We start from the raw sequence: 22,501 nt of genomic DNA, 5'->3' as shown, positions 1-22,501 counted from the left end.
ATTAGCCCACCATGTTCCGTAAGAAACTACTGCTGCTTGTGCTGCCGGTGCTGGCGGCCTGCACCCGGCCGGCCACGCCGTTCAAACGCGTTTTAGGCCCCACCGTCTATTTCCCGGCGCCCGGCGACAACTGGCTCCACCGTCGGCCCACCACAGAGGGCTTCGACTCCGCGCGCCTGGCCGAGGCCGTGGCCTTTGCCCAGACGCAGGAAACCACCCAGATGACGCCCAACTTCTCGACCCAGGAGGAGATTTTTGGCAAGCTGCTGGGGACCATGCCCACCAGCCGCGCTGCCACCAACGGCCTCATCCTGCACCACGGCTACATCGTGGCCGAATGGGGCGATACCCAGAGCCCCGACCCCACCTACAGCGCCGCGAAAAGCTTTCTGTCGACCATCCTGGGCATTTCCATCGACCGCGGGCTAATCAAGGACATTCACGACCCGGTGGCCAACTACATCAAGGACGGCGGCTACGACTCCGAGCACAACCGCCAGATAACCTGGGAGCACCACGCCCGCCAAACCAGCGAATGGGAAGGCGAGTTGTGGGGCAAAAACGCCGATTTTGTGGGCCACGAAGCCTTCGGCAAAGGCGAGCGCAAGCCCCGCACCCTGCAAGCCCCAGGCACCTACTACGAGTACAACGACGTGCGCATCAACCGCCTGGCACTGTCGCTGCTGCGCGTCTGGAAAAAGCCCTTGCCCGACGTCCTGAAAAAGGAAGTGATGGACCCCATTGGCGCTTCCAACACCTGGAAGTGGGTGCCCTACCCCAACGCCGTGGCCACCGTCAACGGCAAGCAGATGCCCTCCGTGAGCGGCGGCACGCGTTGGGGCGGCGGCCTCATCATCAACGCCCGCGACGAGGCCCGCTTTGGCTACCTCATGCTGCGGCAGGGCCGCTGGGGCCGGCGCCAGATAGTCTCGCCCGGCTGGATAAAGCAGGCCACCACGCGCGGCCCCGTGGGCCCCGACTACGGCTTCCTCTGGTGGCTCAACACCGAGCAGAAAGCCTGGCCCGATGCCCCGGCCACCAGCTTTGCCGCCCTCGGCGCCGGCCAAAACACCATCTGGGTCGACCCCGAGCACGACTTGGTTATCGTGTGGCGCTGGCACAACGGCAATCCCAACGAGCTGATTAAGCGCGTGCTACTGGCTCTGAATAAATAATCGAGGCTGGTTCAGCTTTTCCATTCGGCACCCCGTGGGTTTAGTTTCTGAAGCGACACTCACCTTTTATTTCATAGCGGGCTGGGCGACACGCGGCGGGCGCGCTTGTGGTGAGGAGCGGGCTTAGCCGCTGGTTGAGCTGTTTCCCGGGCTGAGGTAGAAACGCCTACTTGCGTCTCGTCTTCTGCGCCGCGTGGGTATCGTTCAGGCTTTATCGTTCAACGACGAGACGCTAGTAGGCGTCTCTACATCGTTCCGGCTCAGGCGCACAGTATGCGGGGCGGCTCCGGCCTGGATGCTGCCAAAAGCAACCTGAAAATCAAGGTCCGGCCGTCAAGCCCTACTTTTACAAAAAAACAAGCTATGAGAAAGCCTTTTTCCGCGGCGGTGCTTCGCCTTCTTTTCCTGGCCCTTCCCGCCTCAGTCGCCCTGCTGACGACGGCCTGTATGAAAGACCCCGAGGTAGTCATGAAAGACTATGGCCCCATCGACGAAGCCATCATCAAAAAATATCTCGATGACAGCAAGATAACCACCGCCCAGCGGCAGCCCTCGGGGCTGTACTACGTGCCGGTGACCACCGTGCCAAGCGGCGTGAAAGCCAGCGCTGGCGACTCCGTTTCGGTGCTGTATACCGGGCGGTTTATGGATGGGCGCGTCTTCGATGCGTCCTCGCTGCATGGCAACAAGCCCATCACCTTCATTCTCGGGCGCAGACAGGTTATTGCCGGCTGGGACGAAGGCATTGCCCTCATGCGCAAAGGCGAAAAAGCCGAGCTATTCATCCCTTCGGCCCTGGCCTACGGTCCGTATGGCGCGGGCGGCAGTATTCCCCAAACGCCGTATTGCGTTTTGAGGTTGAGCTGACGAACGTAAAGAAGTAAGACAACAGTGTTGAAATCAAAAATCCCGGCGCCTGGCCAGCTAAAATGCATAGCTGGCCAGACGCCGGGATTTTTGATTCACAAGCTAAGTTGAGCTAAAAATGCGGAGGCCATTTTAGCGCACGCGGGCTAGCAGGGCGGCGTGGTGTGGCGCCCGGCTCAGAATCTCCTCGTTGCCGAGCAGCACCACTGCTGGCGGGCTCGGGTGAGGGCCACGTTCAGCTTGCGGTCGACTTGGCCGGTTTCGTCGGGTGATACCATCAACTCCAATTGGTGCTCGTGGTGGCAGCAGAAGCTCACGATAATCACCTCGCGCTGGCTGCCCTGGTAGCGCTCCACGGTGTCGACGCTGACCTGGGCCAGGGCGGGCAAATTCAGCTCAACGGCCAGTTGAGCCAGCCGCGTGCGAATGCGGGCGGCCTGGTTGCGGTAGCTGGCAATGATGCCCAGGGTGCTTTCGGGGTTGAAAGCCGCGCCGTAGCCCTGCGCTACCAACGCCGCAGCCCGGGCCGCTAGCTCCGCTTCCTGGGTTGATTCTTTCATCGATAAATCCTCGGGCTGCCGCCGCGTGGCCACAAATACCACTCGCCGGGAACGCACGGCAGTGGCGAACTCATCGGCAGCATCGGCTTCGGGCCAGGTGGCCCGGTCCAGCGGAGCCGTTTGCCAGGGCAACGGGCACCGCAATGGTTTTCGTAGAAGTCCTGGTTGACGAGCGCGGCCAGGTCCTCGTGCATGCGGTACTGGTCGGCCAGGGTGCCGTGGGCGTGCGGCCACCGGGACTCGGCGCGCCGGAACAGGCGCTCGAAGTAGGAGTTGCGCAGGTTGCTGAGGCCCAGCTCTGTGCGCAGCAGGTCGGCCACTTCGGGCGCCACGGCGCTGGTTTCAACTTCCTGGGCCACCACGGCGGGCAGGCTGGCGGTGGTCGCCGATGAGGATAAACTTCTTCACCTTAGCCAGCAAAGCCAGCATGGGCGACTCCAGCACCTGGCTGGCTTCGTCCACCACGGCCAAGTCAAACTGCTTTAGCATAAACAGCTCGGGCTTGCCCAGCAGGCTGGCCACCGTGCCCACGTAGAACGGGCAGGTGCCCAGCCGGGCGCGCACGGCCTGGCGGCTGGTGCAGTCGCGCAGCATATTATCTAACAAGTAAGGCCGATAAATAGGCGCCGTGCCCAGCCGCGAGCCCACCCGAATAAACGGCAGCCCGGCCTGCACCACCTGCTCGCAGATTTCGTCCACGGCGCGGTTGGTGTAGGCCGCCAGCAGCACCTGCTTGTCTTCCTTGTATAGATTGACGGCCAGCTCCCGCAGCACCGCGCGGGTCTTGCCGGTGCCGGGCGGGCCGCAGAGCACAAACCAATCGGGCGCGGCCAGGGCCCGGGCTACTACTTCCGCAGCCGAAGTAGCCGCCGGCGCCGTGGCCGACCAGCCCTCCGGCACCCGCGGTCCGGTGCGGGCCAGCAGACGCCGCCGCCGCTCCGGCGCCAAACACAGAAACGACGACAAACCGGCCCACTCCCGCCGAAACGTGTCGTAGGTATCAGGCTCCAGCGCCCAGTGCGAATGGCCCTGCAGGTAGCGCGGGGCCATGCGGCGGTTGCGCACGCTCAGCACCACCAGTCCATCGGCGCCCAGGTCTTCGGCGAGCACTACCTTCACCACCTGCGCATCCAGCACGGATAATGGCAGAGTGTCGTAGGGGCGGGGCTTGTCCCCGCCCGTCGTTGCCGAACTGCTCTGGTCAGTAGCAAACTCAACGGCTTGGTCCAACGTCCGGGCGGGGGCAAGCCCTACCGGGTACGACCCCGCCCCTACTTTACGTCTTGGATATAGGATGAGCGTATCGCCAGCCCGGAAGTTCACCTCTCGCCCATCGGCTGGGCGCCGAAAAACAAGGTGGGGCCCTAGCCCGTCGCGGGCGTCGTCTTCGGCGTTGCATTGGTCGTCGACAAGCACTAAATCATCCAGAAGGCTGAAATTTTGGTGTTTGCGGGCCTGGGGCAGCAGCCACAGGCCCGCCTGACCGCCGGCGTCGCCGGGCCGGGCCTCGTCGCCGAGAAGGGTCAGGCGCATTTCGCGGGCCGCAAAGCGGGCCAGCTCCAGGCAATAGGCGCGCTCCACGGGGTCTGCAGCGGCCCAGGCGTTGGCTACTTTTTCGGCTTTGGCTTTGCCGAAGGAGGGCAGCGCGGCCAGGTTGGGCTGCAGCACCGGCGCCAGCAGGTGAGCCGTTTGGCGCGGGCCGGTGGCGCGGGCCAGCTGCAGCTCGGTTCCCACCAACTGGTTGCGGGCCATAAGCAGGCGGTCAATCAGGTCCTGGTCCTGGTCGACCCGGCGCACGGCGGGCTGCCCGGCCATGGCGTTGGAGTACAGGATGCTGGTGCGGCCGCGGCCCGCGGTTTCGCCATCGGCCCCAAACACCGACTCCAGCAGCAAGCGGTATAGCTGAGCCTGCGCGGCGTGGTTGCTCCAGGCTCGCCGTAGGGCACTTTGGTGGAGCTTTTCAGCTCAATTAAATCGTAGCCGGTGCTGCTCTCGTGCAGCAAGTCGAGGCGGCCCTGCAGGCCGTAGGTGGCCGAGAGGAAAGTGGGTTCCAGAAAGCAGTCGGCCAGGCGGGGCTCCTGCTGGTAGCCAGTGCGGCTCTGGGCCACAAAGCCCTGCACCCGGGTTTCGCGCAGGGTGCGGTGGTGGCGGCGCAGGTCGTTGAGCAGCTCCTGGACGCCGTTACGGGCCTGAAACTCGGGCAGCGTGCTGAGCGAAAGCGGCGCCGAGCGAAACAGCCGGCCCCGCAGAAACTTGTCGAGGTTGAACTCCGTGTCGTCGGCCGCGAGGTTTTCTGAGCCGTTGGGCTGGGCGTGGGCATCAGCTTCATCAGCGTCCGGGTCTTCGCCTACCAGCACTTTAGCAGCCGCAGATTTCAGGGTTGCTTTTTCCGCCTGCCGGGCGGCGTGGCTCACTTCCTCGTCCAGCAGCAGGTTGACTAGGTTTCCGAGCACCAGCGGGCGCGAGGTTTCATCCGGCAAAAAGGCGTTTAGCAAGGCCCACTCCGGGATGGTGCCATCGCGCTGGGCGCACTCGGCCACGGTGGTCACGCTCACCAGATAATCGGGCTCCAGTACCACGCGGCGGGCGCGCACGCTGCCATCGGTCAGCTGCACCGGCCCGATGAGGTGCAGCGTAGGGTGCAGTGCTGCGGCCAACGACAGCACGTTTTCGTAAGCCTCGGGCAATACCAGGCGGAACGGGCCGCTGGGCCGTCCATCGGCCGGAGTGGCCATCTCCACCGTCAGCTCGCCGGTGGCTTCGTCAGCGTGCAAAACGTTTACCCGCCAGGCTGCGGACGGGCTGGCCTCCGCTTTGGGCGCTTTAGCAGAAGCAACCTCGGGGCTTAGAGAGGGCGATGCTACTGCAGCCGGCGGCACAGGCAGCTTAGGGCCAGTGTATAACTGGCCGGTCAGGTGGAGAACCAGCGTGGCCACGGCGGCAAAGCCGGTAGCCACCTCAGCCGGCGTGCCGACGTAGCTCTCGTGCACCACTAGGTTGGCCGCGAGGCGCAGACCCTGCAACTGGTTGCGCAGCGCCAACGGAAGGCCCCGCTCGTAGGCTACCTGCCCTATTGCCTGGCTCAGGTTGCCGAAAGGCGTTTCCTGGCGCTTGCATTCGTCGCGCAGCACCGTTTCGAGCAGCTTGCGCAGCTTAGGCAGCTGGTCGGCGGGCGTGGCGGCGGGGTTGGTGGCCAGCGCGGCCAAAAGCGGATAGTAACGGGTGGGCATCGGGTAGAAATTCGGCGGCAGTACCTATAAAAGTAATAGGTTCGGGAGCACCATTTCCTAATTATTTCGGAACTACCGGGCCGCCGTAAAGCCCTGCGGAGCCAGCAGCCGGCCGCCGCGGTACATGTTGATGTAAAGGGTAACCGGCGTAGTTTTACCTTCCCAAGTAACCGCGTACACGTCGAGCATGCCGGTATTATCCACCACGCCGCGGCGAGTTTTGAACGGGCAGCAGCTGGCCTGCCGCTCGTATGTAACGACCTGGCCTTGCGGCCCTTTCAGGGCATTGAGGTAGCGCAGGCTGATTGCGGGCACCAGCTGAGCGGCCGCCACCTACCCGCACAGGATTTTGGGTGGTGTAGCCGTAAGTTTCGTCGGCACTCACTTCCCGAATCACGAAGGGCAACACCGTAGTGTTTGCATCTTCGTTCGTTACGGAGGGCAGTGCGCTGCTGCCGTACAGGGCAGGCGTTTTGCGGCCGGTGCCGCAGCCGCCCGCCAGCAGCCCAACAGCTCCGACGAGGAGCCATGTATATTTTCTCATGACCAGTAAGTTAAAGATGATTGCCTCCATGCCCTCCCTCCTTTCAGCAGCACAAAGAACGCCGGCTACTGCTAAATCCCGCTATATCTCGGCCCTTGCGCTCCTCGGGACCTTATGCTTCAGCTCAATTTCGCCCGCATTAGCTCAGTCAGACTCAACCACCATCGACAGCCGCCTGCCCCGCCTCCTGCGCGAGCGGTCGGTGCTCACGCGCCGCTATGCCGATGCCAGCGCCCAGCGCCACAGCCTGTTCGGCAACAAGCCCTCCAAAAGGACCTCCAGGAGGTGGTGGACGCCCTGCAGGGCATCGTCGACAAAGACCAGCAAATCGTGGACGTGCTAAACCAGACCGCCCGCAAAGCCCAAACCACTTCGGTGCGCCTCGCCGCTACCACCACCCACCTCGAAAGCACCGGCCGCGACGACCGCAACCTAACGGCCCAACGCCTCGCCGAGCTGCAAAACGAAACCGAAAACCTGCACCAGCGCGAGAAACAGCAGCTCGCCAAGCAGCGCGACCTCGAAGCCGAAGTAAAGGAAGTAAAGGACGGCTACCTGGTACGCGACGGCCTGATTGCCGTACTGGCCGTGCTCAGCGTGGGGCTGATAGTGGCTTTGTGGCGGCGCAAGTAGGCGTACTTTCGCGGCATGGCCTCTCTTTTTCCCTTCCAGATAGCCCCGCTGCCGGCTCCCACTCCGCCCGAGCGCCAGCGGCCATTTTCGCCGATGTGGCCGGGCTGGAAGAGTATTACGTCCTCTTCCAAAACTACGGCTTTGGCGGGACGGCCGAATCCTGGGTGGAGCACATCGAAACCATCATCGAAGAGCACCAGCCCGAGCTGCTGGAGGAGCTGGAGTTTGAACCCGGCGGCCTCACGTTTGTGGCCTACGCTCCCAACCAAGCCGTGGCCGACCAGTTTCTGGCCTGCGTGCTGCCGTTTTTTGGCACCTTGCCCCGCTTGCAGAAGTACTTGAGCCAGACGGACCCAGGCGACTTTTTTACTTAGCAAATACTAAAGCCATTCACTCCATTCCGGCTTTATATGCATCCTCAGCGCTTTCATACCAATGATGAGACCATGATGGCGCGGAGTTTCACTGTGGCCGGACTCCTGCTGTTCGTTGGAAGCATAATCGGCTGCCGTAGCCAGCAAACCGTGCAAGTGCTGAATTACGCTCAGGTCAAGCAACTAGAGGGAGAATATAACCGCAGCCACGCCCCCCAGATGAAGCGGACGAACTGGGTTGGCCCGCCCGCCACGGTGACCCGTTTAAGGCAAACAAAGCCCACCCAAGACGCCATTATATTGGGAATAGTTAATGCTATTGAGCACGACGGACGCTTAACGCCATTACCTGCCACCGTCTCAATCGATAAGACGGTCTTATTTGCCGATTCTACCGGTTCTTATAGCCAGGTGGTACCATCCGGACGTCATAAGGTGTGGGTTTCCTGGGTTGGGTTTCTCAGGTCTTTTGCTCCCCCATTGCAGGTGAAGTCAGGTGATTCCATTCGGGTCGACTTTTATATTTTGCCCGAATTCCTGCCTTTAGAGTAATAGGCGACTTTCTGCCGGTTTTCGGCCACTCATTTCCCGTTTTCGTTGTTAGCTAGTCAACGAAATCAATCCGTATTCTTTTGTCAGAAGTATTCATCCCCACCGACCCTTACGCCCTCGAAAAAGAGCTGCGCCACACCCAGGCCCTCATGCAGCTGGAGCAAAAGGAAGACCTGGAGCAATTCAAGATTAAAAACGCCAAGGCCAGTATTGCCGAGCGCCAACAGCGCGGCCTGACCTGGTACCCCGTCACCATCACGAAGGAGGACATCGGCTTTGGCGGCAAAGTGGTGCTGGAGCTCGAGCGCCCCGCCGGACAGCAGGGCCTGCACCTGTTTCAGGTGGGCAAAAACGCCTCGCTGTTTGGCAACGTCCCCGGCCGCTCGGCTACCGACCGGCCCACGCTCAGCGGCGTAATTACCAGCGTGCGGCGCAACAAGCTGCTGCTGGCCACCACCAAAGAAGACCTGCCCGACTGGGTACTCGAAGGCGGCAAGCTGGGCATCGACCTCACGTTTGACGAGGTGAGCTACCGGGAGATGGACTATGCCCTGGGCAAGGTAATGGGCGCGTACGGCGACCGCCTGGCCGAGCTGCGCGACGTGCTGCTGGGCGCCAAGGAAGCCCGCTTCCGCGAGGAAAAAGCATCCGATTTGTTCTACCCCAGCCCGCTCAACGAATCGCAGCTAGCTGCCGTGCGCCACGTGATGGCGGCCCAGGACGTGGCCATCATCCACGGCCCGCCCGGCACCGGCAAAACCACCACGCTGGTGCAGGTTATTCTGGAAACCATCCGGCGCGAGCGGCGCGTGCTGGTGTGCGCGCCCAGCAACACGGCCGTGGACCTGCTCACCGAAAAGCTGGCCGAGCGGGGCGTCAACGTCATCCGCATGGGCAACCCCTCGCGGGTATCGGACCTCCTGCTGGAGCACACCCTGGATGCCCAGGTGATGGCCCACAAGAGCTACAACGAGATGCGCTCGATGCGCCAAACGGCCGACCAATACCGCGACATGGCCGGCAAGTACGTGCGCAACTTCGGCTACGAAGAACAGCAGCAGCGCAAGCACCTCAAGGAAGAAGCGCGCCTGCTATTCCAGCAAGCCGACGACCTGGAACGCTACATCACCGAGGATTTGCTCGAGCAGGTGCAGGTAATTACTTGCACGCTGGTGGGCGCCAGCAACCGCAACATCCGCCACCTGACCTACGAAACGGTGTTCATCGACGAGGCGGCGCAGGCCCTGGAGCCGGGCTGCTGGATTCCGATTTCGAAGGCCAAGCGCGTGGTGCTGGCCGGCGACCACCACCGCCTGCCGCCCACTGTGAAAAGCGAGAAGGCCGCCCGTGACGGCCTGCGCGAAACCCTGTTTGAGAAGTGCATCAAGCGCCAGCCCCACACGGCCCGCATGCTCACGGTGCAGTATCGCATGCACGAGCAAATCATGGAGTTCAGCTCCGAGCAGTTCTACGACGGCAAGCTGGAGGCCCACGCCACCGTGCGCCACGCCGACCTGCCCGACTACGACCTGCGCTTCGCCCCCGACCTGCCCGTAGAGTTTCTCGACACGGCCGGCTTCGGCTTCCAGGAAATCACCATCCCGGAAAGCCGCTCCACCGCCAACCCCGAAGAAGCCGACCTGCTGCTCAAGCGCCTGGCCCAGCCTGCTGGAACCCTACGACCAGGCCGACCACGAGGAAGACTTGCTCACCATCGGCGTCATTGCCCCCTACCGCGCCCAAATCAACTATTTGAAGGACGCCATCGAGGAAAACGACGAGGCTCAACGGCCTCATGGCCCACCGCATGCTGAGCGTGGGCACCGTGGACTCCTTCCAGGGCCAGGAGCGCGACATAATTGCCATCAGCCTCACCCGCAGCAACAACCACGGCGAAATCGGCTTCCTGTCCGACATCCGCCGCATGAACGTGGGCATGACCCGCGCGCGGCGCAAGCTGCTGCTCGTGGGCGACTCCTCCACGCTGAGCTCGAACCCGTTTTTCAAGAGCCTGCTGGAGTATGTGGAGCGCATCGGCGGCTACCGCACGGCCTGGGAGCTGCAGGATTAACCGGGCCTGTCGGAGACGAATCCGCCAACGAATCAGAAATTCATGCAAACCAAAAGAGCCTGCAGCAAGCAGGCTCTTTGGTTTGTGCGTAGCAAAAGTGCGCTAAAAATTAATCTGGGCCTGCAGGCGCAGCAAGCCGCCCCGCTGCTTGTTGTCGGGCTTTTGAAAATCCTCGAAGCGGCGCGACGACAGCGTGTACATGGTCACCACTCGAAGCTGCTCACCGGCTGCCATTCCAGCCCAAGCTCGGCCTCGCGCACGGTGTAGCTGCGGGCGTCGCGCTCGTGCTTTTTGCCACCGTCGTAATACTGGGCCCTTAGAAATGGGTAAAGCTGATGGTGCGCAAAACGCAGCCGGTAGTTGAGCAACACGTAGCCGCCGGTGAGGGATTTGGTCTCGATGGTGTTGGTGCTGGGGTTGAATTCGGGGCCCCGGCCGATATTGTACTCGGCCTGCACGCCAAAGGGCTGCGGGTACAGCACGAACGTGGCCGCCACGCGCTGGTCGCGGTAGCTCCGGTCGGGCCTGACTTTTACGCCGGCTGAGAGCAGGTCGGTGGGCATCACGTAGTTGCCCGAGTACGCCTGCAGGCCGGGCTCGATGATGTGCTTGCCCAGGGCCAGCGGATAGGTCACGCGGGCCACCACGTGCTGCTGGTCGTTGAGTTCGGGCCGGTTAGCGGTTTGGCCGTTGAAGACGCCCAGGCCCACCACGCCGTAGTCGCCCGACCCTTTCAGGCCTTCTTTACCAGCATGGCGAAGCGCTGACGCACGGCCGTGGGGGCCCAGTACAGGAAGGCGCCCAGGTCCCGTTCGTTGGAGAGGGCGCTGTTTAGGGCGTCGTTGCGGTCGAGGGGCAAGCGGTTTTGGCTCGACTGCATGTTTTCGAAGCCAAACGGGATTTTGCTTTGCCCCAGCCGGAGGCGAAACTGGCTGGCTTTGTCCAGGCCCAGGTCAAAGTAGGCGTCACGCAGCTGGCCAAACTGCAGCGAGGTGCTGCCGCTGGGGGCACTGGCAAAGTCGGGCTGGATGTAGAAATACACCCGCTCGTGCAGCTGCCCATAGAAAACTATCCGAACCCGCCGCAGCGAAATCCCACCATTTCGGCCCCACGACCGGTCGCACTGCTCGCAGTTTAGGTCCGGATTGGTTTCGAGCAGGCGGTTGTAGCGCGCCTGCACATAGCCCCGAATCGCAAAGGTTTCAAACCACTTTTTGGCTGCCGGGGGTGCCGGGGCCGCCGAATCGGGCACCTGGGAGTGGGCGTGCCCCGCCGCCAGCAGCAGCAGCAGCGCGGTTAATACTTTCTTCATGAAATCGTAATGCTGCCGCAAAATGACGCATTTAAGGTGGTGCTCCGGATATGCCCAGTGTTACGTCAAAGTTACCCCTTCGCACGGGCGTAGGCGGTAGACGAAGTCCACTGCTCTCCCGCCGGCCAAATGCTGCCTACGCGGTTGAGTTACAGTTGGTGGGCCTTGTCCCGGGGAAAAGCAGCTCCGCCGTCGGCCCTTGCCCCTGAATTTACGTACTTACCTTGCCTGAAATTTATCTTCTCTCCCATTCCCCAGGCCGGTTTTGCCGGCCGCACCTTTCTTTATGGCCGCCATCAGCGATAACAAAGTCGTCACCATCACCTACGACCTCAGCGTGACCGACGAAAACCAGGAAAAAGTACTGGTCGAGTCGGCCGAAGCTGATTCCCCCATGGTATTTCTCTTCGGCCACAGCGGCCTGCCCGAGGAGTTCGAAGCCCACCAACGGCAAAAACCCCGGCGATGCCTTCCAGTTCAGCCTCACGCCCGAGCAGGCTTACGGCGAGTACGACGAGCAGGCCCTGGTCGAAATCCCCAAAGAAGTTTTCCTCATCGACGGCAAGCTCGACGATGAAATGCTGCAGGAGGGCAACTTCCTGCCCATGGCCGATAACGAGGGCAACCACATGCAGGCCAAAGTGATAAGCATCGGCGACACGGCCGTGAAAATGGACTTCAACCACCCGCTAGCGGGCATGGTAATGCATTTCGCCGGCAAAGTACAGGACGTGCGCGACGCCACGGCCGAAGAGCTGGCCCACGGCCACGTGCACGGCGAAGGCGGCCACCAGCACTAAAATCAGCTCAATTAAAATCAGCTCAATCCGGCAGCTGGCATGAAACGTCATGTGGTGCAGAGGCACCTCACCCCGGCCCCTCTCCAAAAGAGAGGGGAGCCTAACGCAAAGCTGAAAGCAAAAAGCCCCGGGTCAATATTGAGCCGGGGCTTTCTGTTTTTAAGAATTGAGCTGGACCTTGTGCCGTGGCTCCCCTCTTTTGGAGAGGGGACGGGGGTGAGGTTCCCCGCTCAGCCCATCAAGACGCTGCTTTCTACTCCCCACCCAGCATTTCCGCCACGTGGGCCTGCAGCTGCGGGAAGAATTCCCGGAAATCAGCTTCGTACGCCTCGTAGTTGGCGCGCAGCTCTACCACCGCTGTTTCCATGCCTGACCCGGGCGACGCACGGCGGCTAAGGCCGCCCAGGGCGCGGGTAATGCTCTCCATATCGGCGTAGCTCAGCAGCCAATTGTGCTGGGTCATGTAGGGCAAAAAGTGCTGCACGCGGGCGGGCATCTCGCCCTGGCGGGCCGTGAGCAGGGCATACACGCGCTGGGCAAAATCAGCCAGGTTTTCGGGGGTGAAATTGGCAAAATACCGGGCTAAGAAGTGGTCCAGAAACATGTCGGAAATCACGCCGGCGTACTTGCCGTAGCCGGCGGCCCGCAGGCGCTGGGTGGCGCGCCGTACCACGGGGTGCTGGTCGGTAAAGGTGTCGATGGCTCGGTGAAGCCGAATGCCGGCCTGCACAGCGGCAGCGTAGTTATCGAGCTGCTTGCCGGGCACCGAGTCGGCGATGAAATTACCCAGCAGCACGTCGGAGTAAACCGCCGAGCCGGGGGTGCCGGACAGAAAAAGGTGGGCCAGAAAGTTCATGGCAATTGCAACCGGCAAAGGGCCGGATAGTCCCGGCGATAGCGAACAACTGAGCGGCTGAGAACGTAAAGCAAGCTCTTTCTTTCTGTTATACTCATCCTTAACACCTTATTCCCATGGCCGACCAAGTTGCCGTAAGCCACGACGTATCAAAGCTCGTCGAAAAAATCAAGGACATCAAAATTGCCATGATGACCACCATCGAGAATGGCACTGAGCTCCACTCGCGGCCCATGTACACGCACCAGCCCGAAGCCGATGGCACGCTGTGGTTTTTCACCGAGCGCGACTCGCAGAAAGTGGGCGAAGTAGCGCAGGACCGCCACATCAACCTCGGCTATTCCAACCCCGACGACAACCTGTACGTGGCCATTACGGGCACGGCCCAGGTAGTGACGGACCGCGCCAAAATCAAGGAGCTCTGGAGCGAAGGCCTGCGCGGCTGGTTCCCCAAAGGCTCCGACGACCCCAACATTGCCCTGCTCAAGGTCACCATCGACAAGGGCGAGTACTGGGATTCGCCCAACTCCACCCTGCTCCGGGCCTACACCTACGCCAAAGCCGCGCTCACCGGCGAGCGCGACCAGCCCGGCCCCGACCGCCAGTCGGTGGTCATCCCGAAATAGCTCAACTTGTAAGAACGGAGAAAGGCCAGAAGCAATTCTGGCCTTTTTTTGTTGCTAGCAACCCGCCACCGCTCTGCTTCCTCCCCGCATGCCCCACACCACCCTTACGGTTTTCACCCTCAAGCCCGGTAACCAGCGCTGGGGCCTGGCCCAGATGGGCACGTCGCCTGGCCCGCTGCAGCGGGTGCCGGGGCTGCGGTTTTTCAAGCTGCTGGGCAGCGGGGCTCACAACGGCTTCGGGTTTTGGCCCAATCTCAACCGCTACGGCTTCATGGGCGTGTGGGACGATGCTGCCGCCGCCTTAGCCTTTTTGCACAGCACCCGCTGTGGGCCACCTACCAGCAGCGCAGTGCCGAAATGTGGACCGTGGAGCTGGCTCCCCTGAAATCGCAGGGCCTGTGGGATGGCAAAACGCCCTTCGACTACCCGGCCGATGCCCCCACGGCCGCTGTGGGGCCCGTGGCCGTGCTCACGCGCGCCAGCATCAGGCTGCGCAAAACGCCCCGGTTCTGGCAGTACGTGGAGCCCACCAGCGCGGCGCTGGCCCAGGCCGGCGGCGTGCGCGCGGCCATCGGGCTGGGCGAGCTGCCGCTGGTGCGGCAAGCCACGTTCAGCGTATGGGAATCCGCTCAAGCCATGCAGCAGTATGCCTACCGCGATGTGCGCCACCGGGAAGTTATCCAGCTCACCCGAAGCGAAAACTGGTACGCCGAAGAGCTGTTTGCGCGCTTTCAGGTGCTGGGCAGCACCGGCACGCTCGACGGCCACAACCCGCTGGCAGGCCTGCTGCTGCCGGGCTAGTCGTTGAGGTTGTAGCGCCGCAGCCAGCCCAGGTAGTTGGCGGTGAGCTGGGCCTCGGCGTTTGGCTCAATTTTAACGCCCAGGTTGTTGGCGCTGGTGTTGCCGTCGGAGCTGCTGTGCCAAGTCACGTTCCTGACGTCGGTGGCCGAGGTGGCGTGGTTCAGGAGCCGGTCCTGGCCGTCGCCGTCGAAAATATGCACTTCGATACCGGATTTTAGGGGCGCTTTCAGCTCAAATACGTCGTTGCCGGCCAGGCCGTACACGTTCAGCTGGTAGGTATCGCGGCGGTTGTACTGCCGCTCGGAGATGAGGCTATCGGCCAGGTTGGGCCGAATGGCGAAGGTGCGCACGCGCAAGCGGCCGGGGTCGGCCGCGCTCAGCTCAAACCGCTCGGGCCGGTCGGTGCCCACGCACCAGCTTTCGCCGGCCAGGACTTTATAGTACCGCTGCGCCACCGCGGGCGCTGCTCGCGCCGGGCGCGCAGCAGGGCTCAAACTTGCCCGCCACGAGGGCCCGGGCCTCCGCGGGGGTGGCGGCGAGGGCCTGGGCAATGGCCGCATCGGTGAGTCGAAGCCGGAGCGAATCGGCTTCCTGCCGGAAATCCTCGGCGCTGAGGTTGCTGAGCAAGGTGCGGTCGAGGGTGCGGGCGGTGGTGCTGAGGCCGTCGACGGTACGGGGCCGAATGGTGGCGTGAAAGCTGTGGTACTTGGGCACAAACCACGAAACCAGCCGCGTAATGAGGCCATCGTCGAAGAGAAAAAGGCCTGGTCGCGGTCCCGGGGAATGGGCCGGTACGTGGTGGCTCCGTCCGGCTGCGGAAAGCTGGCCCAGCGCCACTGGTCCTCGCGCCGGCTCCAGTCGCCGAGCCACATGTCGAGCAGGCGGGCCCGCAGATACGCGCGCGCCACCACCCGCGCCCGGGGCTGCCTGCGGATGTCGGCCAGCATATGGGCCGTGCTCACCACCCGGGGCGAATGTCCGAAGCTGGCCACCGCCGTCTGGTTGCCATCGGGCCGCTCCTCTAGCAGGTAGAGCGCATCGGCAAACCGCGTCTGGAACTTGCCCAGGGCCGAATCCTGAGGCACGTACACCAGGCGCGGGTTGGTGTGCAGCACGCCCGCGGCCTCGGCCGCCTGGGCGGCCACGTAGGCGCCGTAGGGCTGGGCCGCACTGGTCTGGTCTTTCATCAGGGGCCCCAGCGCGCGGCGTCTCCAGCCGGCCGGCAGGGCCGCGCTGGCGTCCTTATCCACGGAGCGGAGCACGTATTCCTGGCCATTGATTGCGCACAGGCGCAGGGTTTTGCTTTGATAGCTGCCGCCCGCCTGCAAGGGCCCCAGGCCACCGGGCTGGGCCGTAGCCAGGCGCAGCACCGGCGCCGTCACGGGCAGGGCCCACACATCGCGGTAATGCTTGCCAAAGAAAAAGCGCCACACTTTCCCGCGAGCGTATTGCGGGCCGGCTGCCCGCAGCACCGTGCTCGAATCGGGCGACCACTGCGAGGCTGCCGAAGCGGCAGGCGCGGGAGTGGTGCAGCCGCCAGCCGCCAGTACGGCTGCGGCCCACCCCAGGCTGCCAAAAACGCACGAGGCAAGTGTAAGCAACCTGGGCATAGGGGGATAAAAGCACCGGGCAGATAGGGCCATCGGGCCAGCTAGCTGCCGGAATTAACGAAGAAGGTATACCGCAAACCAGGGCGGCGCGGTTATGCACTCGTGCCCATTAGCCCGACCTTTACGGCGCGCATCCGTTAAAGGCTCATTCCTGCTTCCCGATTTCCCCGGATGCCCGCCTTCTCCCTTTCTTTTCCCACCTCGCGAGTGCCCCTGCTGGTGCTGCTGGGGCTGGCAGCCATCAGCTGTGTTCGTTCCAACTATTTCCAGCCCGATGCGCGCATCGGCCCCGGCAGCAGCGCGCCCCTGCCCCCGGGGGCCGACAGTGTGCGGGCCGTGGCGGGCCGCCATTACAACGAGCATTCTGCCCTGCACCGGCTGGTATGGGGGCGCCACTACCGCCCCGTGTGGGCGGCACCCGTTACCGTGCCTGTGCTCAAACTGGCCGCCGCCGCCCCGGGAGGTCTGAAGGCCGGCAAGCCCGGGGGCGGCTACCAAAGCATCAGCATGACCCTGGATGGCACCCAGCAGCGCGAATACGCCCTGCGGGCCCTCGACAAAGAACCTCGCAAAACCCTGCCCGCCGTGCTGCGGCACACGTTTGTATTGAACGTGGTGCGCGACGCCACCTCGGCGGGGATGCCCTACGCGGCCCTCACGGTGCCGCCTTTTGCCCAGGCCGCGGGCGTGCCCCACTCCCGCCCCCGGCTGGTGTACGTGCGCCAGGATGAAACCGGCCTGGGCAGCATGTCGGAGCGGTTTCAAGGCAAGGTGGCGCTGCTGGAAGAGAAGTACGAAGCCCTGGCCTCCCGCACTCCGGACCTGGCCCAGGCCACCGGTTTTATGGATGGCGAGGCGATGCTGAAAAAGTGTACGCTCACCCCGCCAACACCATCGACCAGCCCGCATTTCTGCGGGCCCGGCTGCTGGATGTGTGGCTCGGCGACTGGGACCGGCACGAAGGCCAGTGGGATTGGGCCGAAGTGAAGGATGCCCGCGGCCGGGTGCGCTACCGCGCCATCCCCAAAGACCGGGACCAGGTCTATTTCCGGTTCGACGACGGGCTGGTGCCCTGGCTGGCCAGCCGGCCCTTCTTAGTGTCCAAGTTCCACACGTTCAAGCCCGAATATGGCTACGTGCCGGGGCTGGTGCGGCAGGCCCGCTTTATCGATGCGCGCGGCCTGTCCCAAATGACCCGCGCCGACTTCCGGCGCACCGCTACCGACCTGCAGCGCCGCTTCCCCGACTCCCTCATCGAACGGGCCCTGCACCGCCTGCCCCCGGCCGTGTACGCCCTCGAAGGCGCCCGCATCGGCAGCGCGCTCCAGGCGCGCCGCCAAACCCTGCCCGAAGCCGCCGACTACTTCTACCTCACCCTGGCTCGCCAGCCCGTGCTGGGCGGCACGGCCCAGGCCGAGCGGTTTGTGGTACACCGCTACCCCGATTCTACCACCGTTCGAGTGTTTTCGCCGGCACTAAGCCAGCTCAACCGGGGCGATTCGCTGCGGTTTCAGCGCACGTACTTCAATGCCGAAACCCGCCGGCTCACGCTGGAAGGCCTGGGGGGCAACGACGTGTTTGAGGTAAAAACCACCGGCGCGGGCCGCCCCATTCCGCTGCGGCTCTATGGCGGCAAGGGCCACGACCAGCTGCAGCTGCAGGGCCACCACCGCAGGCTTCGGGTTTTTGATGAAGCGCCCGACCTGGTGGCCGCCGGTGGCCCCGCCCCCAGTTGCCCGGCAAGAAATACCGGGCCTTCGACCGGCTCAACGACGATTAAATATACTATACCGCTTACCCAACGGTCTTTATTAGCCCCAGCCCGTTGAAAACCCAACTATATTGACTTATTCCACCCTGATGCCGGTTCGTTTGCCCACTCGCAAGGTGCTGTTTGCCGCTACGGCGGGGGCGCTGCTTAGTGCTGGCTGCGTCCGCAAGCAGTTTTTCCAACCCGACGCCCGGCCCGATGCCGTGCGCGCCCAGCCCTTGTCCCCTACCGCGGATAGCGTGCGCGGCGCCACCGCCGGCCGCCAATACGCCCGCCACGGCCGCCTCTACAATGCCCTGGTGGGCCGGCACTACCGCAGCACCTGGGCGGCTCCCGTAAACGTGCCGGTGCTGCGCCTGCCGCAAGCCCGGCCTGGCGGCCTGCGCCCCGGCGCCGTGGGCGGCGGCTTCAACAGCACCAGCCTGAACCTGACCTCCCCGGACGGCCACGCCTACGTGCTGCGCACTGTTGACAAAGACCCCATCCGCGGCACGCCCCTGGTGCTGCGCGGCACCTTCTGGTCAATGTATTGCGCGACAACGTGTCGGCCACCAACCCGTATGCGGCGCTGGTGGTAAGGCCGCTGGCCCAGGCCGTGGGCGTGCCCCACACCAATCCGCGCCTGTTCTATGTGCGCCCCGACGACCCGGCTTTCCAGCGCGATTCGCTCCGCCTTTTCGGGGGCAGCTGGCTTTGCTGGAAGAAAAAGTTGCCGAGCCGGCTGGCCGCAGCCTCCAGAAAGTCGTCAACAGCGAAGCCGCATTTAAGGCTGTTTTTCCCGGCCCGACCAACAGCTCAACCAACCCGCCCTGCTGCGGGCCCGCCTGCTCGACGCGTGGCTCGGCGACTGGGACCGCCACGTGGGCCAGTGGAACTGGGCCCAACCGGCCCCTTCGCCCGCCGGCACCACGGCCCTGGCGCCGCTGCCAAAGGACCGCGACATGGTCTTTTATCGCATCGACGACGGGGCGTTGGGCTGGCTGATTGGGCACGTGGCCATCCGGCACTGGGCCACCTTCGGCCCGCGCTACCCCAACCCCGCCATCCTGCTGTCGTCCGGCCAATACCTCGACACGCGGGGGCTCAACGCCCTGACCCGGGCCCAGTTCCAGGCCGCCGCCCGGGCCATGCAGGCGCAGCTCACCGATGGCCTCATCACGCAGGCCGTACACCGAATGCCCCCGGCTGCGTTTGCGCTCGAGGGGCCGTATCTCATCCAGGCGCTCCGGGCCCGGCGCGAGGCGCTGCCCGCCCTGGCCAACCATATGTACGCCCTGCTGGCTCGCCAGCCCAAGGTGGGCGGCTCGGCTCAACCCGAACGATTTGAGGTGCACCGCTACACCGACTCGACGGTAGTGGCCGTGTACCCCATTCAGGCCAGTGCGGCCGATAACCGACAGGCGCTGTACCGCCGAACCTTTTTCCCGGCAGAAACCCGCGAAATCCAGCTCGACGGTCTGGGCGGCAACGATGTCTTTGTGCTGAAAGAACACGGCTCTACGCCCGTCGTCAGGCCCAGGCTCCGCATCTACGGCGGCCCCGAAATAGACGAGCTCCAACGCACCAAAAGCACCCGCGGCGTGAAGTATTCGAACGGCAATGCCCCCGCCAGGCGCGCCTACGACCGCCCTCCTGAAGAATAACTATCGGGCTTGCCATCAAGCAAAATCCCCGCGTTCGGCGGCTACCTTATGGAGTAGCCGCCGAACGCGGGGATTTTGAATTTCAACAACTTGGTTTCTCAGACTTCTTCCAGCATCTGCAGCACCAGGCGCTCTACGGGGGTGAGCAGGTCGCCGGCCGCCGCTTCTGCATCGTGCTTGCGCAGGTATTCTATCAGCTGGCCCGACTTGAACAGCTCCACTACCTGCGGGTGGATGTAGTACTTCGAGCACACGGTGGGCGTATTGCCCAGGCCGGTGGCCACTACTTTCACCGCCTTTTTCACCACCTTTTCGGGCGCCACTCGGGCTCTTCGCGCAGCACGGCTTCCAGGCATTCCACCATTTTTACGGTGCCGCCCCAAGTCCGAAAATCCTTGGCCGAGAGGGCCAGGCCGGTGTGGCGCTGCAGGTATTCGTTCACATCGCCCGACTCCAGGGCGTGGCGCTGTCCATCCTTTGTATAGTACTGGAACAGGTGCTGGCCCGGAATCTCCTTGCACTTGCGCACCAGCCGGGCCAGGCGGGCATCGTGCAGGGTTACGTCGTGGGCCACGCCTTTTTTGCCCACGAAGGAAAAGTTGACATCGGCCCCTTCGATGGCCACGTGCCGGTCGCGCAGCGTGGTCAGCCCGTAGCTTTTGTTCTTTTTGGCGTACTCCTTGTTGCCCACCCGGATAAAGGATTGGTCCATGAGCGTGAGCACCAGGGCCACCACTTTCTCCCGGTCGAGCCTGCGGGCGGCGTAGGTCTTTGTTGAGCTGCTGGCGCAAATCGGCCAGCTTCTCCCCAAACGTGCGCAGCCGCGAAAACTTGGTGAGGCTGCGCATTTCGTCCCAGGCCGGGTGGTAGCGGTACTGTTTGCGGCCCAGGCTGTCGCGGCCCGTCACTTGCAGGTGCGCCGTAGCCGAAGGAGAAATCCACACGTCGGTCCAGGCCGGCGGAATCACGAAGTTCATGATGCGGTCCAGGGTTTTTGGCTCGCTGATTTTCTGACCCTGAACGTCGTGGAAAGTAAAATTGCCGGCCCGCGTGGTCTTGCGTGTGATGCCCGGGCCCTGGTCGGTGGCGTAGCGCAGGCCGGCCATCTGGGCCTGCCGGGCGGGGTCCTTGTACACAACGTGGGCTTCCTCCTGGGGGATGAGGGCTTTTTCCGGGTTTTGGCGCGGGGCGCGGCGGCAGTGGGCATAGTCAGGGCAAATGGTCCCGCTTACTCGGGATGAGGCATTCTACGGAAGCGCGCAAGGGGTGGCCATATTTAACCGATGCAGGCGGCGAGCCGTAGGTTTGGGGCATGAAGCTGCTCGACGCCCTTTCCTCCTTTACCGAATGGACCGACCACCTGCTCACCCGCTCCACGGCGCGGGCGGGGTGGCTGCGCCCCCTGCAGCTCGAAGCCTACCGCAGCTACGGCACGGCCACCAAATTCTACATCAAGGGCCGCCTGCTGGCCGACCGGGGCCTGACCGCCCAAACAGCCGCCGACTCCCGCTGGAGCAATTTCCGGGGCATGGTGCGCCGCTTCAACAGCCGCGAAGTACCCGGTGCCGACCTCGTGGCCGAGCTGCCCGATGGCAGCCAGCACCTCGTCACGACCGACGACGAGGGATATTTCACCCTCATCATCGAGCCCAAGGCCCTGCCCGAGCCCGTGGCCTACCTCTGGTACACTGTGCCGGTGCGGGTGTCGCGGCTGCCCCGGCAGTTTCGGGCGCCGCAGACCCCGGTGCAGAGTTCGGCCAAAGTGCTGGTGCCGCCGCCCACCGCCGAGTTCGGCATCATCAGCGACCTCGACGATACCGTGTTCGAAACCAGCGCCACCAACGTGCTCAAGATGCTGGCGCGCACCCTGCTCAGCAACGCCCACTCCAAACTCCCCTTTGTGGGGGTTGCCGATTTTTACCGGCGCCTGCAGCGCGGCCGCAACGGCAAGCCCGACAACCCGTTTTTCTACGTCAGCAGCAGCCCTTGGAATTTGTACGACGTGCTCGACGAGTTCATGGGCATCCATGAAATGCCGCCCGGCCCGCTGCTCCTGCGCGACCTGGGCATCTCCCGGCCCAAAACCACGCCCCCGCCCGGCGTCACGGGTTCGGCCGCCATTCACTTCGCTCACAAGCTGCACGAAATCAACGACGTGCTAACTACCTACCCGCACCTGCCCTTCGTGCTGCTGGGCGACAGCGGCCAGGAAGACGCCCGCATCTACCGCGAAGTGGTGCGCCGCCACCCCGGCCGCATCCACGCCATCTACATCCGCGACGTGCAGGTGCCCGCCCGCGCCCTGCTCGTGGGCCCCATCTCCGAGGAGCTAAAAGGCGAAGGCGTGCCCATGCTGCTCGTGGCCGACTATGCCGTCGCGGCGACGCACGCTGCCAGCCTGGGCCTCATTGTAAACCAGGACGTGACCGCCCCAGCCGAAAAAGGCTCCGGCTCGACCAAGGAAACCATCGTGTAGCAGCATGTTGAGCTGAAAAAAGCCCCGCCACTCTCCGTGCCGGGGCTTTTTGGGTAACTCTGAAAATATATATTGAGCCACATTCCTCGTTGAGCCAGCTCAACTGCCCCTATTGGCTGTTGGTGTGGTCGGCCGCTACCACCCATTTCCCGTCTACCTGCCGCATCACGAGTAGGAAATAGCCCTGCACGTCGCCGGCCGTGGGCCGCGCCAAATGCCACCGCCCAATTACCTGCGCCGCCGTGGGCGCCAGCACCGAGATGCGCAGGCCGCTGAAATCCAGCTGCCCCATGGTGGCGGCATCGGGGTAGCTCTTTTTATAATTGTCCAGGGTTTGCTGCCAGCCGTAGGTAGGGCCTTTGCGGCCAATGAAAACCAGCGAGTCGGACTTCCAATAGCCCTGCATAAAGCCGGGAATGTCGCCCCGGTTCCAGGCCGCCGTTTGGGTCGTGAGCACGCTGCGAATTGCCGTTCTGGCGGCTTCCTCTTCCGCTGGCGATGTTCCGGCGGCTGTGTGAGCACCGGCAGCGCAGCCGTGCAGCGCCACTGCGGTGCTCAGCAGCACCGCGCCTTTACCTAATTGTAGCATTCGGGCCATGG

The 22,501-nt window shown here is 63.6% G+C and carries 30 protein-coding genes and 1 pseudogene; 18 read left to right on the top strand and 13 right to left on the bottom strand.

Features of this window, described 5'->3' with window-relative positions; all coding sequences use genetic code 11:
• The first annotated feature begins 11 nt into the window (after positions 1 to 11).
• Together ACFQT0_RS16485 and ACFQT0_RS16480 are read left to right on the top strand one after the other, a co-directional pair.
• Positions 12 to 1,175 carry a serine hydrolase domain-containing protein gene (locus ACFQT0_RS16485; RefSeq protein WP_380204331.1) on the top strand — a complete coding sequence of 388 codons (1,164 nt, stop codon included), beginning with the start codon at positions 12 to 14 and terminating at the stop codon, positions 1,173 to 1,175.
• A gap of 273 nt (positions 1,176 to 1,448) precedes the next feature.
• A complete protein-coding gene (locus ACFQT0_RS16480) occupies positions 1,449 to 2,042 on the top strand; it encodes an FKBP-type peptidyl-prolyl cis-trans isomerase (RefSeq protein ID WP_380204330.1) in 594 nt (197 codons plus the stop codon).
• A 176-nt stretch (positions 2,043 to 2,218) separates the two neighbouring features.
• Here ACFQT0_RS16480 and ACFQT0_RS16475 read toward each other — a convergent pair whose 3' ends face one another.
• The 5 genes from ACFQT0_RS16475 to ACFQT0_RS16455 form a co-directional block, all read right to left on the bottom strand.
• Complete coding sequence (locus ACFQT0_RS16475; protein WP_380206052.1) at positions 2,219 to 2,635, bottom strand: AAA domain-containing protein; 417 nt, start codon at positions 2,633 to 2,635, stop codon at positions 2,219 to 2,221.
• Complete coding sequence (locus ACFQT0_RS16470; RefSeq protein WP_380204329.1) at positions 2,599 to 2,961, bottom strand: AAA domain-containing protein; 363 nt, start codon at positions 2,959 to 2,961, stop codon at positions 2,599 to 2,601. Before ACFQT0_RS16470 ends, ACFQT0_RS16475 begins: the two co-directional genes overlap by 37 nt.
• A complete protein-coding gene (locus tag ACFQT0_RS16465; RefSeq protein ID WP_380206051.1) occupies positions 2,945 to 3,652 on the bottom strand; it encodes an AAA domain-containing protein in 708 nt (235 codons plus the stop codon). The genes ACFQT0_RS16470 and ACFQT0_RS16465 overlap by 17 nt, the downstream gene beginning before the upstream one ends.
• 716 nt (positions 3,653 to 4,368) lie before the next feature.
• Positions 4,369 to 5,832, bottom strand: coding sequence for a hypothetical protein (locus ACFQT0_RS16460; protein ID WP_380204328.1), 1,464 nt, complete (start codon positions 5,830 to 5,832; stop codon positions 4,369 to 4,371).
• 72 nt (positions 5,833 to 5,904) lie between these two features.
• Positions 5,905 to 6,165 carry a hypothetical protein gene (locus tag ACFQT0_RS16455; RefSeq protein ID WP_380204327.1) on the bottom strand — a complete coding sequence of 87 codons (261 nt, stop codon included), beginning with the start codon at positions 6,163 to 6,165 and terminating at the stop codon, positions 5,905 to 5,907.
• 209 nt (positions 6,166 to 6,374) lie between these two features.
• Here ACFQT0_RS16455 and ACFQT0_RS16450 point away from each other — a divergent pair, with 209 nt between their 5' ends.
• The 6 genes from ACFQT0_RS16450 to ACFQT0_RS16425 all read left to right on the top strand — a co-directional run bounded on the left by ACFQT0_RS16450 (position 6,375) and on the right by ACFQT0_RS16425 (position 10,006).
• Positions 6,375 to 6,719 (top strand): hypothetical protein, encoded by a 345-nt coding sequence (locus tag ACFQT0_RS16450; RefSeq protein ID WP_380204326.1) that lies wholly within the window; start codon positions 6,375 to 6,377, stop codon positions 6,717 to 6,719.
• Entirely contained in the window at positions 6,665 to 7,009 is a 345-nt protein-coding gene (locus ACFQT0_RS16445) for a hypothetical protein (RefSeq protein ID WP_380204325.1), read from the top strand. The genes ACFQT0_RS16450 and ACFQT0_RS16445 overlap by 55 nt, the downstream gene beginning before the upstream one ends.
• 95 nt (positions 7,010 to 7,104) lie before the next feature.
• Positions 7,105 to 7,383, top strand: a complete 279-nt coding sequence (locus ACFQT0_RS16440) for an Imm51 family immunity protein (RefSeq protein ID WP_380204324.1) — start codon at positions 7,105 to 7,107, stop codon at positions 7,381 to 7,383.
• A 36-nt stretch (positions 7,384 to 7,419) separates the two neighbouring features.
• Positions 7,420 to 7,935: a hypothetical protein gene (locus ACFQT0_RS16435; RefSeq protein WP_380204323.1), complete on the top strand. Its 516-nt coding sequence runs from the start codon at positions 7,420 to 7,422 to the stop codon at positions 7,933 to 7,935.
• Positions 7,936 to 8,015: 80 nt separating this feature from the next.
• Positions 8,016 to 9,749, top strand: coding sequence for an AAA domain-containing protein (locus tag ACFQT0_RS16430; RefSeq protein ID WP_380204322.1), 1,734 nt, complete (start codon positions 8,016 to 8,018; stop codon positions 9,747 to 9,749).
• Entirely contained in the window at positions 9,731 to 10,006 is a 276-nt protein-coding gene (locus ACFQT0_RS16425) for a C-terminal helicase domain-containing protein (protein ID WP_380204321.1), read from the top strand. The genes ACFQT0_RS16430 and ACFQT0_RS16425 overlap by 19 nt, the downstream gene beginning before the upstream one ends.
• A gap of 203 nt (positions 10,007 to 10,209) precedes the next feature.
• Here the strand turns inward: ACFQT0_RS16425 and ACFQT0_RS16420 are convergent, their stop codons facing one another.
• Positions 10,210 to 10,719, bottom strand: coding sequence for a porin (locus ACFQT0_RS16420; RefSeq protein ID WP_380204320.1), 510 nt, complete (start codon positions 10,717 to 10,719; stop codon positions 10,210 to 10,212).
• Positions 10,720 to 10,739: 20 nt separating this feature from the next.
• Positions 10,740 to 11,318 carry a porin gene (locus ACFQT0_RS16415; RefSeq protein WP_380204319.1) on the bottom strand — a complete coding sequence of 193 codons (579 nt, stop codon included), beginning with the start codon at positions 11,316 to 11,318 and terminating at the stop codon, positions 10,740 to 10,742.
• Positions 11,319 to 11,604: 286 nt separating this feature from the next.
• Here ACFQT0_RS16415 and ACFQT0_RS16410 point away from each other — a divergent pair, with 286 nt between their 5' ends.
• Positions 11,605 to 11,895, top strand: coding sequence for a hypothetical protein (locus tag ACFQT0_RS16410; protein WP_380204318.1), 291 nt, complete (start codon positions 11,605 to 11,607; stop codon positions 11,893 to 11,895).
• A gap of 1 nt (position 11,896) precedes the next feature.
• A complete protein-coding gene (locus tag ACFQT0_RS16405; protein WP_380204317.1) occupies positions 11,897 to 12,118 on the top strand; it encodes a hypothetical protein in 222 nt (73 codons plus the stop codon).
• A 253-nt stretch (positions 12,119 to 12,371) separates the two neighbouring features.
• Here ACFQT0_RS16405 and ACFQT0_RS16400 read toward each other — a convergent pair whose 3' ends face one another.
• Entirely contained in the window at positions 12,372 to 12,974 is a 603-nt protein-coding gene (locus tag ACFQT0_RS16400) for an acyl carrier protein phosphodiesterase (RefSeq protein WP_380204316.1), read from the bottom strand.
• A gap of 116 nt (positions 12,975 to 13,090) precedes the next feature.
• Here ACFQT0_RS16400 and ACFQT0_RS16395 point away from each other — a divergent pair, with 116 nt between their 5' ends.
• The 3 genes from ACFQT0_RS16395 to ACFQT0_RS16385 all read left to right on the top strand — a co-directional run bounded on the left by ACFQT0_RS16395 (position 13,091) and on the right by ACFQT0_RS16385 (position 14,401).
• The gene (locus ACFQT0_RS16395) at positions 13,091 to 13,600 is read left to right on the top strand and encodes a pyridoxamine 5'-phosphate oxidase family protein (protein ID WP_380204315.1); all 510 of its coding nucleotides are present in this window, start codon (positions 13,091 to 13,093) and stop codon (positions 13,598 to 13,600) included.
• An 88-nt stretch (positions 13,601 to 13,688) separates the two neighbouring features.
• On the top strand, positions 13,689 to 13,985 hold the full coding sequence (locus tag ACFQT0_RS16390) for a hypothetical protein (protein ID WP_380204314.1): 297 nt from the start codon (positions 13,689 to 13,691) through the stop codon (positions 13,983 to 13,985).
• Entirely contained in the window at positions 13,958 to 14,401 is a 444-nt protein-coding gene (locus tag ACFQT0_RS16385) for a hypothetical protein (protein WP_380204313.1), read from the top strand. Before ACFQT0_RS16390 ends, ACFQT0_RS16385 begins: the two co-directional genes overlap by 28 nt.
• Here the strand turns inward: ACFQT0_RS16385 and ACFQT0_RS16380 are convergent.
• A complete protein-coding gene (locus ACFQT0_RS16380; protein WP_380204312.1) occupies positions 14,398 to 16,011 on the bottom strand; it encodes a hypothetical protein in 1,614 nt (537 codons plus the stop codon). The genes ACFQT0_RS16385 and ACFQT0_RS16380 overlap by 4 nt on opposite strands.
• 171 nt (positions 16,012 to 16,182) lie before the next feature.
• On the opposite strand from ACFQT0_RS16380, the gene ACFQT0_RS16375 reads away from it, so the two are divergent.
• The 4 genes from ACFQT0_RS16375 (at position 16,183) to ACFQT0_RS16360 (ending at position 19,425) form a co-directional block, all read left to right on the top strand.
• Complete coding sequence (locus ACFQT0_RS16375) at positions 16,183 to 16,998, top strand: hypothetical protein (RefSeq protein ID WP_380204311.1); 816 nt, start codon at positions 16,183 to 16,185, stop codon at positions 16,996 to 16,998.
• A complete protein-coding gene (locus ACFQT0_RS16370) occupies positions 16,881 to 17,840 on the top strand; it encodes a hypothetical protein (protein WP_380204310.1) in 960 nt (319 codons plus the stop codon). Before ACFQT0_RS16375 ends, ACFQT0_RS16370 begins: the two co-directional genes overlap by 118 nt.
• Before the next feature lie 31 nt (positions 17,841 to 17,871).
• On the top strand, positions 17,872 to 18,360 hold the full coding sequence (locus tag ACFQT0_RS16365) for a hypothetical protein (protein WP_380204309.1): 489 nt from the start codon (positions 17,872 to 17,874) through the stop codon (positions 18,358 to 18,360).
• Between the two features lie 282 nt (positions 18,361 to 18,642).
• A complete protein-coding gene (locus tag ACFQT0_RS16360; RefSeq protein WP_380204308.1) occupies positions 18,643 to 19,425 on the top strand; it encodes a hypothetical protein in 783 nt (260 codons plus the stop codon).
• A gap of 98 nt (positions 19,426 to 19,523) precedes the next feature.
• On the opposite strand, the gene ACFQT0_RS16355 is transcribed toward ACFQT0_RS16360, so the two are convergent.
• The 3 genes and pseudogenes from ACFQT0_RS16355 to ACFQT0_RS16345 all read right to left on the bottom strand — a co-directional run.
• Positions 19,524 to 19,730 carry a hypothetical protein gene (locus ACFQT0_RS16355; RefSeq protein ID WP_380206172.1) on the bottom strand — a complete coding sequence of 69 codons (207 nt, stop codon included), beginning with the start codon at positions 19,728 to 19,730 and terminating at the stop codon, positions 19,524 to 19,526.
• Positions 19,727 to 20,236: a hypothetical protein gene (locus ACFQT0_RS16350; protein WP_380206050.1), complete on the bottom strand. Its 510-nt coding sequence runs from the start codon at positions 20,234 to 20,236 to the stop codon at positions 19,727 to 19,729. Before ACFQT0_RS16350 ends, ACFQT0_RS16355 begins: the two co-directional genes overlap by 4 nt.
• A gap of 142 nt (positions 20,237 to 20,378) precedes the next feature.
• Positions 20,379 to 20,531, bottom strand: a pseudogene (locus ACFQT0_RS16345) (DNA topoisomerase IB); the annotation flags it as partial.
• A 206-nt stretch (positions 20,532 to 20,737) separates the two neighbouring features.
• Between ACFQT0_RS16345 and ACFQT0_RS16340 the strand changes: the two are divergent.
• Positions 20,738 to 21,901, top strand: a complete 1,164-nt coding sequence (locus tag ACFQT0_RS16340; protein WP_380204307.1) for an App1 family protein — start codon at positions 20,738 to 20,740, stop codon at positions 21,899 to 21,901.
• A 109-nt stretch (positions 21,902 to 22,010) separates the two neighbouring features.
• Here the strand turns inward: ACFQT0_RS16340 and ACFQT0_RS16335 are convergent, their stop codons facing one another.
• The gene (locus ACFQT0_RS16335) at positions 22,011 to 22,499 is read right to left on the bottom strand and encodes a YybH family protein (protein ID WP_380204306.1); all 489 of its coding nucleotides are present in this window, start codon (positions 22,497 to 22,499) and stop codon (positions 22,011 to 22,013) included.
• Positions 22,500 to 22,501: the final 2 nt, after the last annotated feature.

It is taken from the genome of Hymenobacter humi (genome assembly GCF_042665855.1).
Classification (GTDB): Bacteria; Bacteroidota; Bacteroidia; order Cytophagales; family Hymenobacteraceae; genus Hymenobacter; species Hymenobacter humi.
Note: the sequence above shows the minus strand (reverse complement) of the source record. Positions and strands in the feature narration are given on the sequence as shown.

Bases quoted from the DNA above. Each gene is read 5' to 3' on its own strand.
- ACFQT0_RS16395 (WP_380204315.1), top strand. From the start codon at position 13,091: ATGGCCGACCAAGTTGCCGTAAGCCACGACGTATCAAAGCTCGTCGAA.
- ACFQT0_RS16335 (WP_380204306.1), bottom strand. From the start codon at position 22,499: ATGGCCCGAATGCTACAATTAGGTAAAGGCGCGGTGCTGCTGAGCACC.
- ACFQT0_RS16400 (WP_380204316.1), bottom strand. From the start codon at position 12,974: ATGAACTTTCTGGCCCACCTTTTTCTGTCCGGCACCCCCGGCTCGGCG.
- ACFQT0_RS16390 (WP_380204314.1), top strand. From the start codon at position 13,689: ATGCCCCACACCACCCTTACGGTTTTCACCCTCAAGCCCGGTAACCAG.
- ACFQT0_RS16410 (WP_380204318.1), top strand. From the start codon at position 11,605: ATGGCCGCCATCAGCGATAACAAAGTCGTCACCATCACCTACGACCTC.
- ACFQT0_RS16425 (WP_380204321.1), top strand. From the start codon at position 9,731: ATGGCCCACCGCATGCTGAGCGTGGGCACCGTGGACTCCTTCCAGGGC.
- ACFQT0_RS16385 (WP_380204313.1), top strand. From the start codon at position 13,958: ATGTGGACCGTGGAGCTGGCTCCCCTGAAATCGCAGGGCCTGTGGGAT.
- ACFQT0_RS16460 (WP_380204328.1), bottom strand. From the start codon at position 5,832: ATGCCCACCCGTTACTATCCGCTTTTGGCCGCGCTGGCCACCAACCCC.
- ACFQT0_RS16435 (WP_380204323.1), top strand. From the start codon at position 7,420: ATGCATCCTCAGCGCTTTCATACCAATGATGAGACCATGATGGCGCGG.
- ACFQT0_RS16405 (WP_380204317.1), top strand. From the start codon at position 11,897: ATGCTGCAGGAGGGCAACTTCCTGCCCATGGCCGATAACGAGGGCAAC.
- ACFQT0_RS16375 (WP_380204311.1), top strand. From the start codon at position 16,183: ATGCCCGCCTTCTCCCTTTCTTTTCCCACCTCGCGAGTGCCCCTGCTG.
- ACFQT0_RS16450 (WP_380204326.1), top strand. From the start codon at position 6,375: ATGACCAGTAAGTTAAAGATGATTGCCTCCATGCCCTCCCTCCTTTCA.
- ACFQT0_RS16340 (WP_380204307.1), top strand. From the start codon at position 20,738: ATGAAGCTGCTCGACGCCCTTTCCTCCTTTACCGAATGGACCGACCAC.
- ACFQT0_RS16365 (WP_380204309.1), top strand. From the start codon at position 17,872: ATGCCGGTTCGTTTGCCCACTCGCAAGGTGCTGTTTGCCGCTACGGCG.
- ACFQT0_RS16415 (WP_380204319.1), bottom strand. From the start codon at position 11,318: ATGAAGAAAGTATTAACCGCGCTGCTGCTGCTGCTGGCGGCGGGGCAC.
- ACFQT0_RS16380 (WP_380204312.1), bottom strand. From the start codon at position 16,011: ATGCCCAGGTTGCTTACACTTGCCTCGTGCGTTTTTGGCAGCCTGGGG.
- ACFQT0_RS16480 (WP_380204330.1), top strand. From the start codon at position 1,449: ATGCGGGGCGGCTCCGGCCTGGATGCTGCCAAAAGCAACCTGAAAATC.
- ACFQT0_RS16485 (WP_380204331.1), top strand. From the start codon at position 12: ATGTTCCGTAAGAAACTACTGCTGCTTGTGCTGCCGGTGCTGGCGGCC.
- ACFQT0_RS16465 (WP_380206051.1), bottom strand. From the start codon at position 3,652: ATGGCCCCGCGCTACCTGCAGGGCCATTCGCACTGGGCGCTGGAGCCT.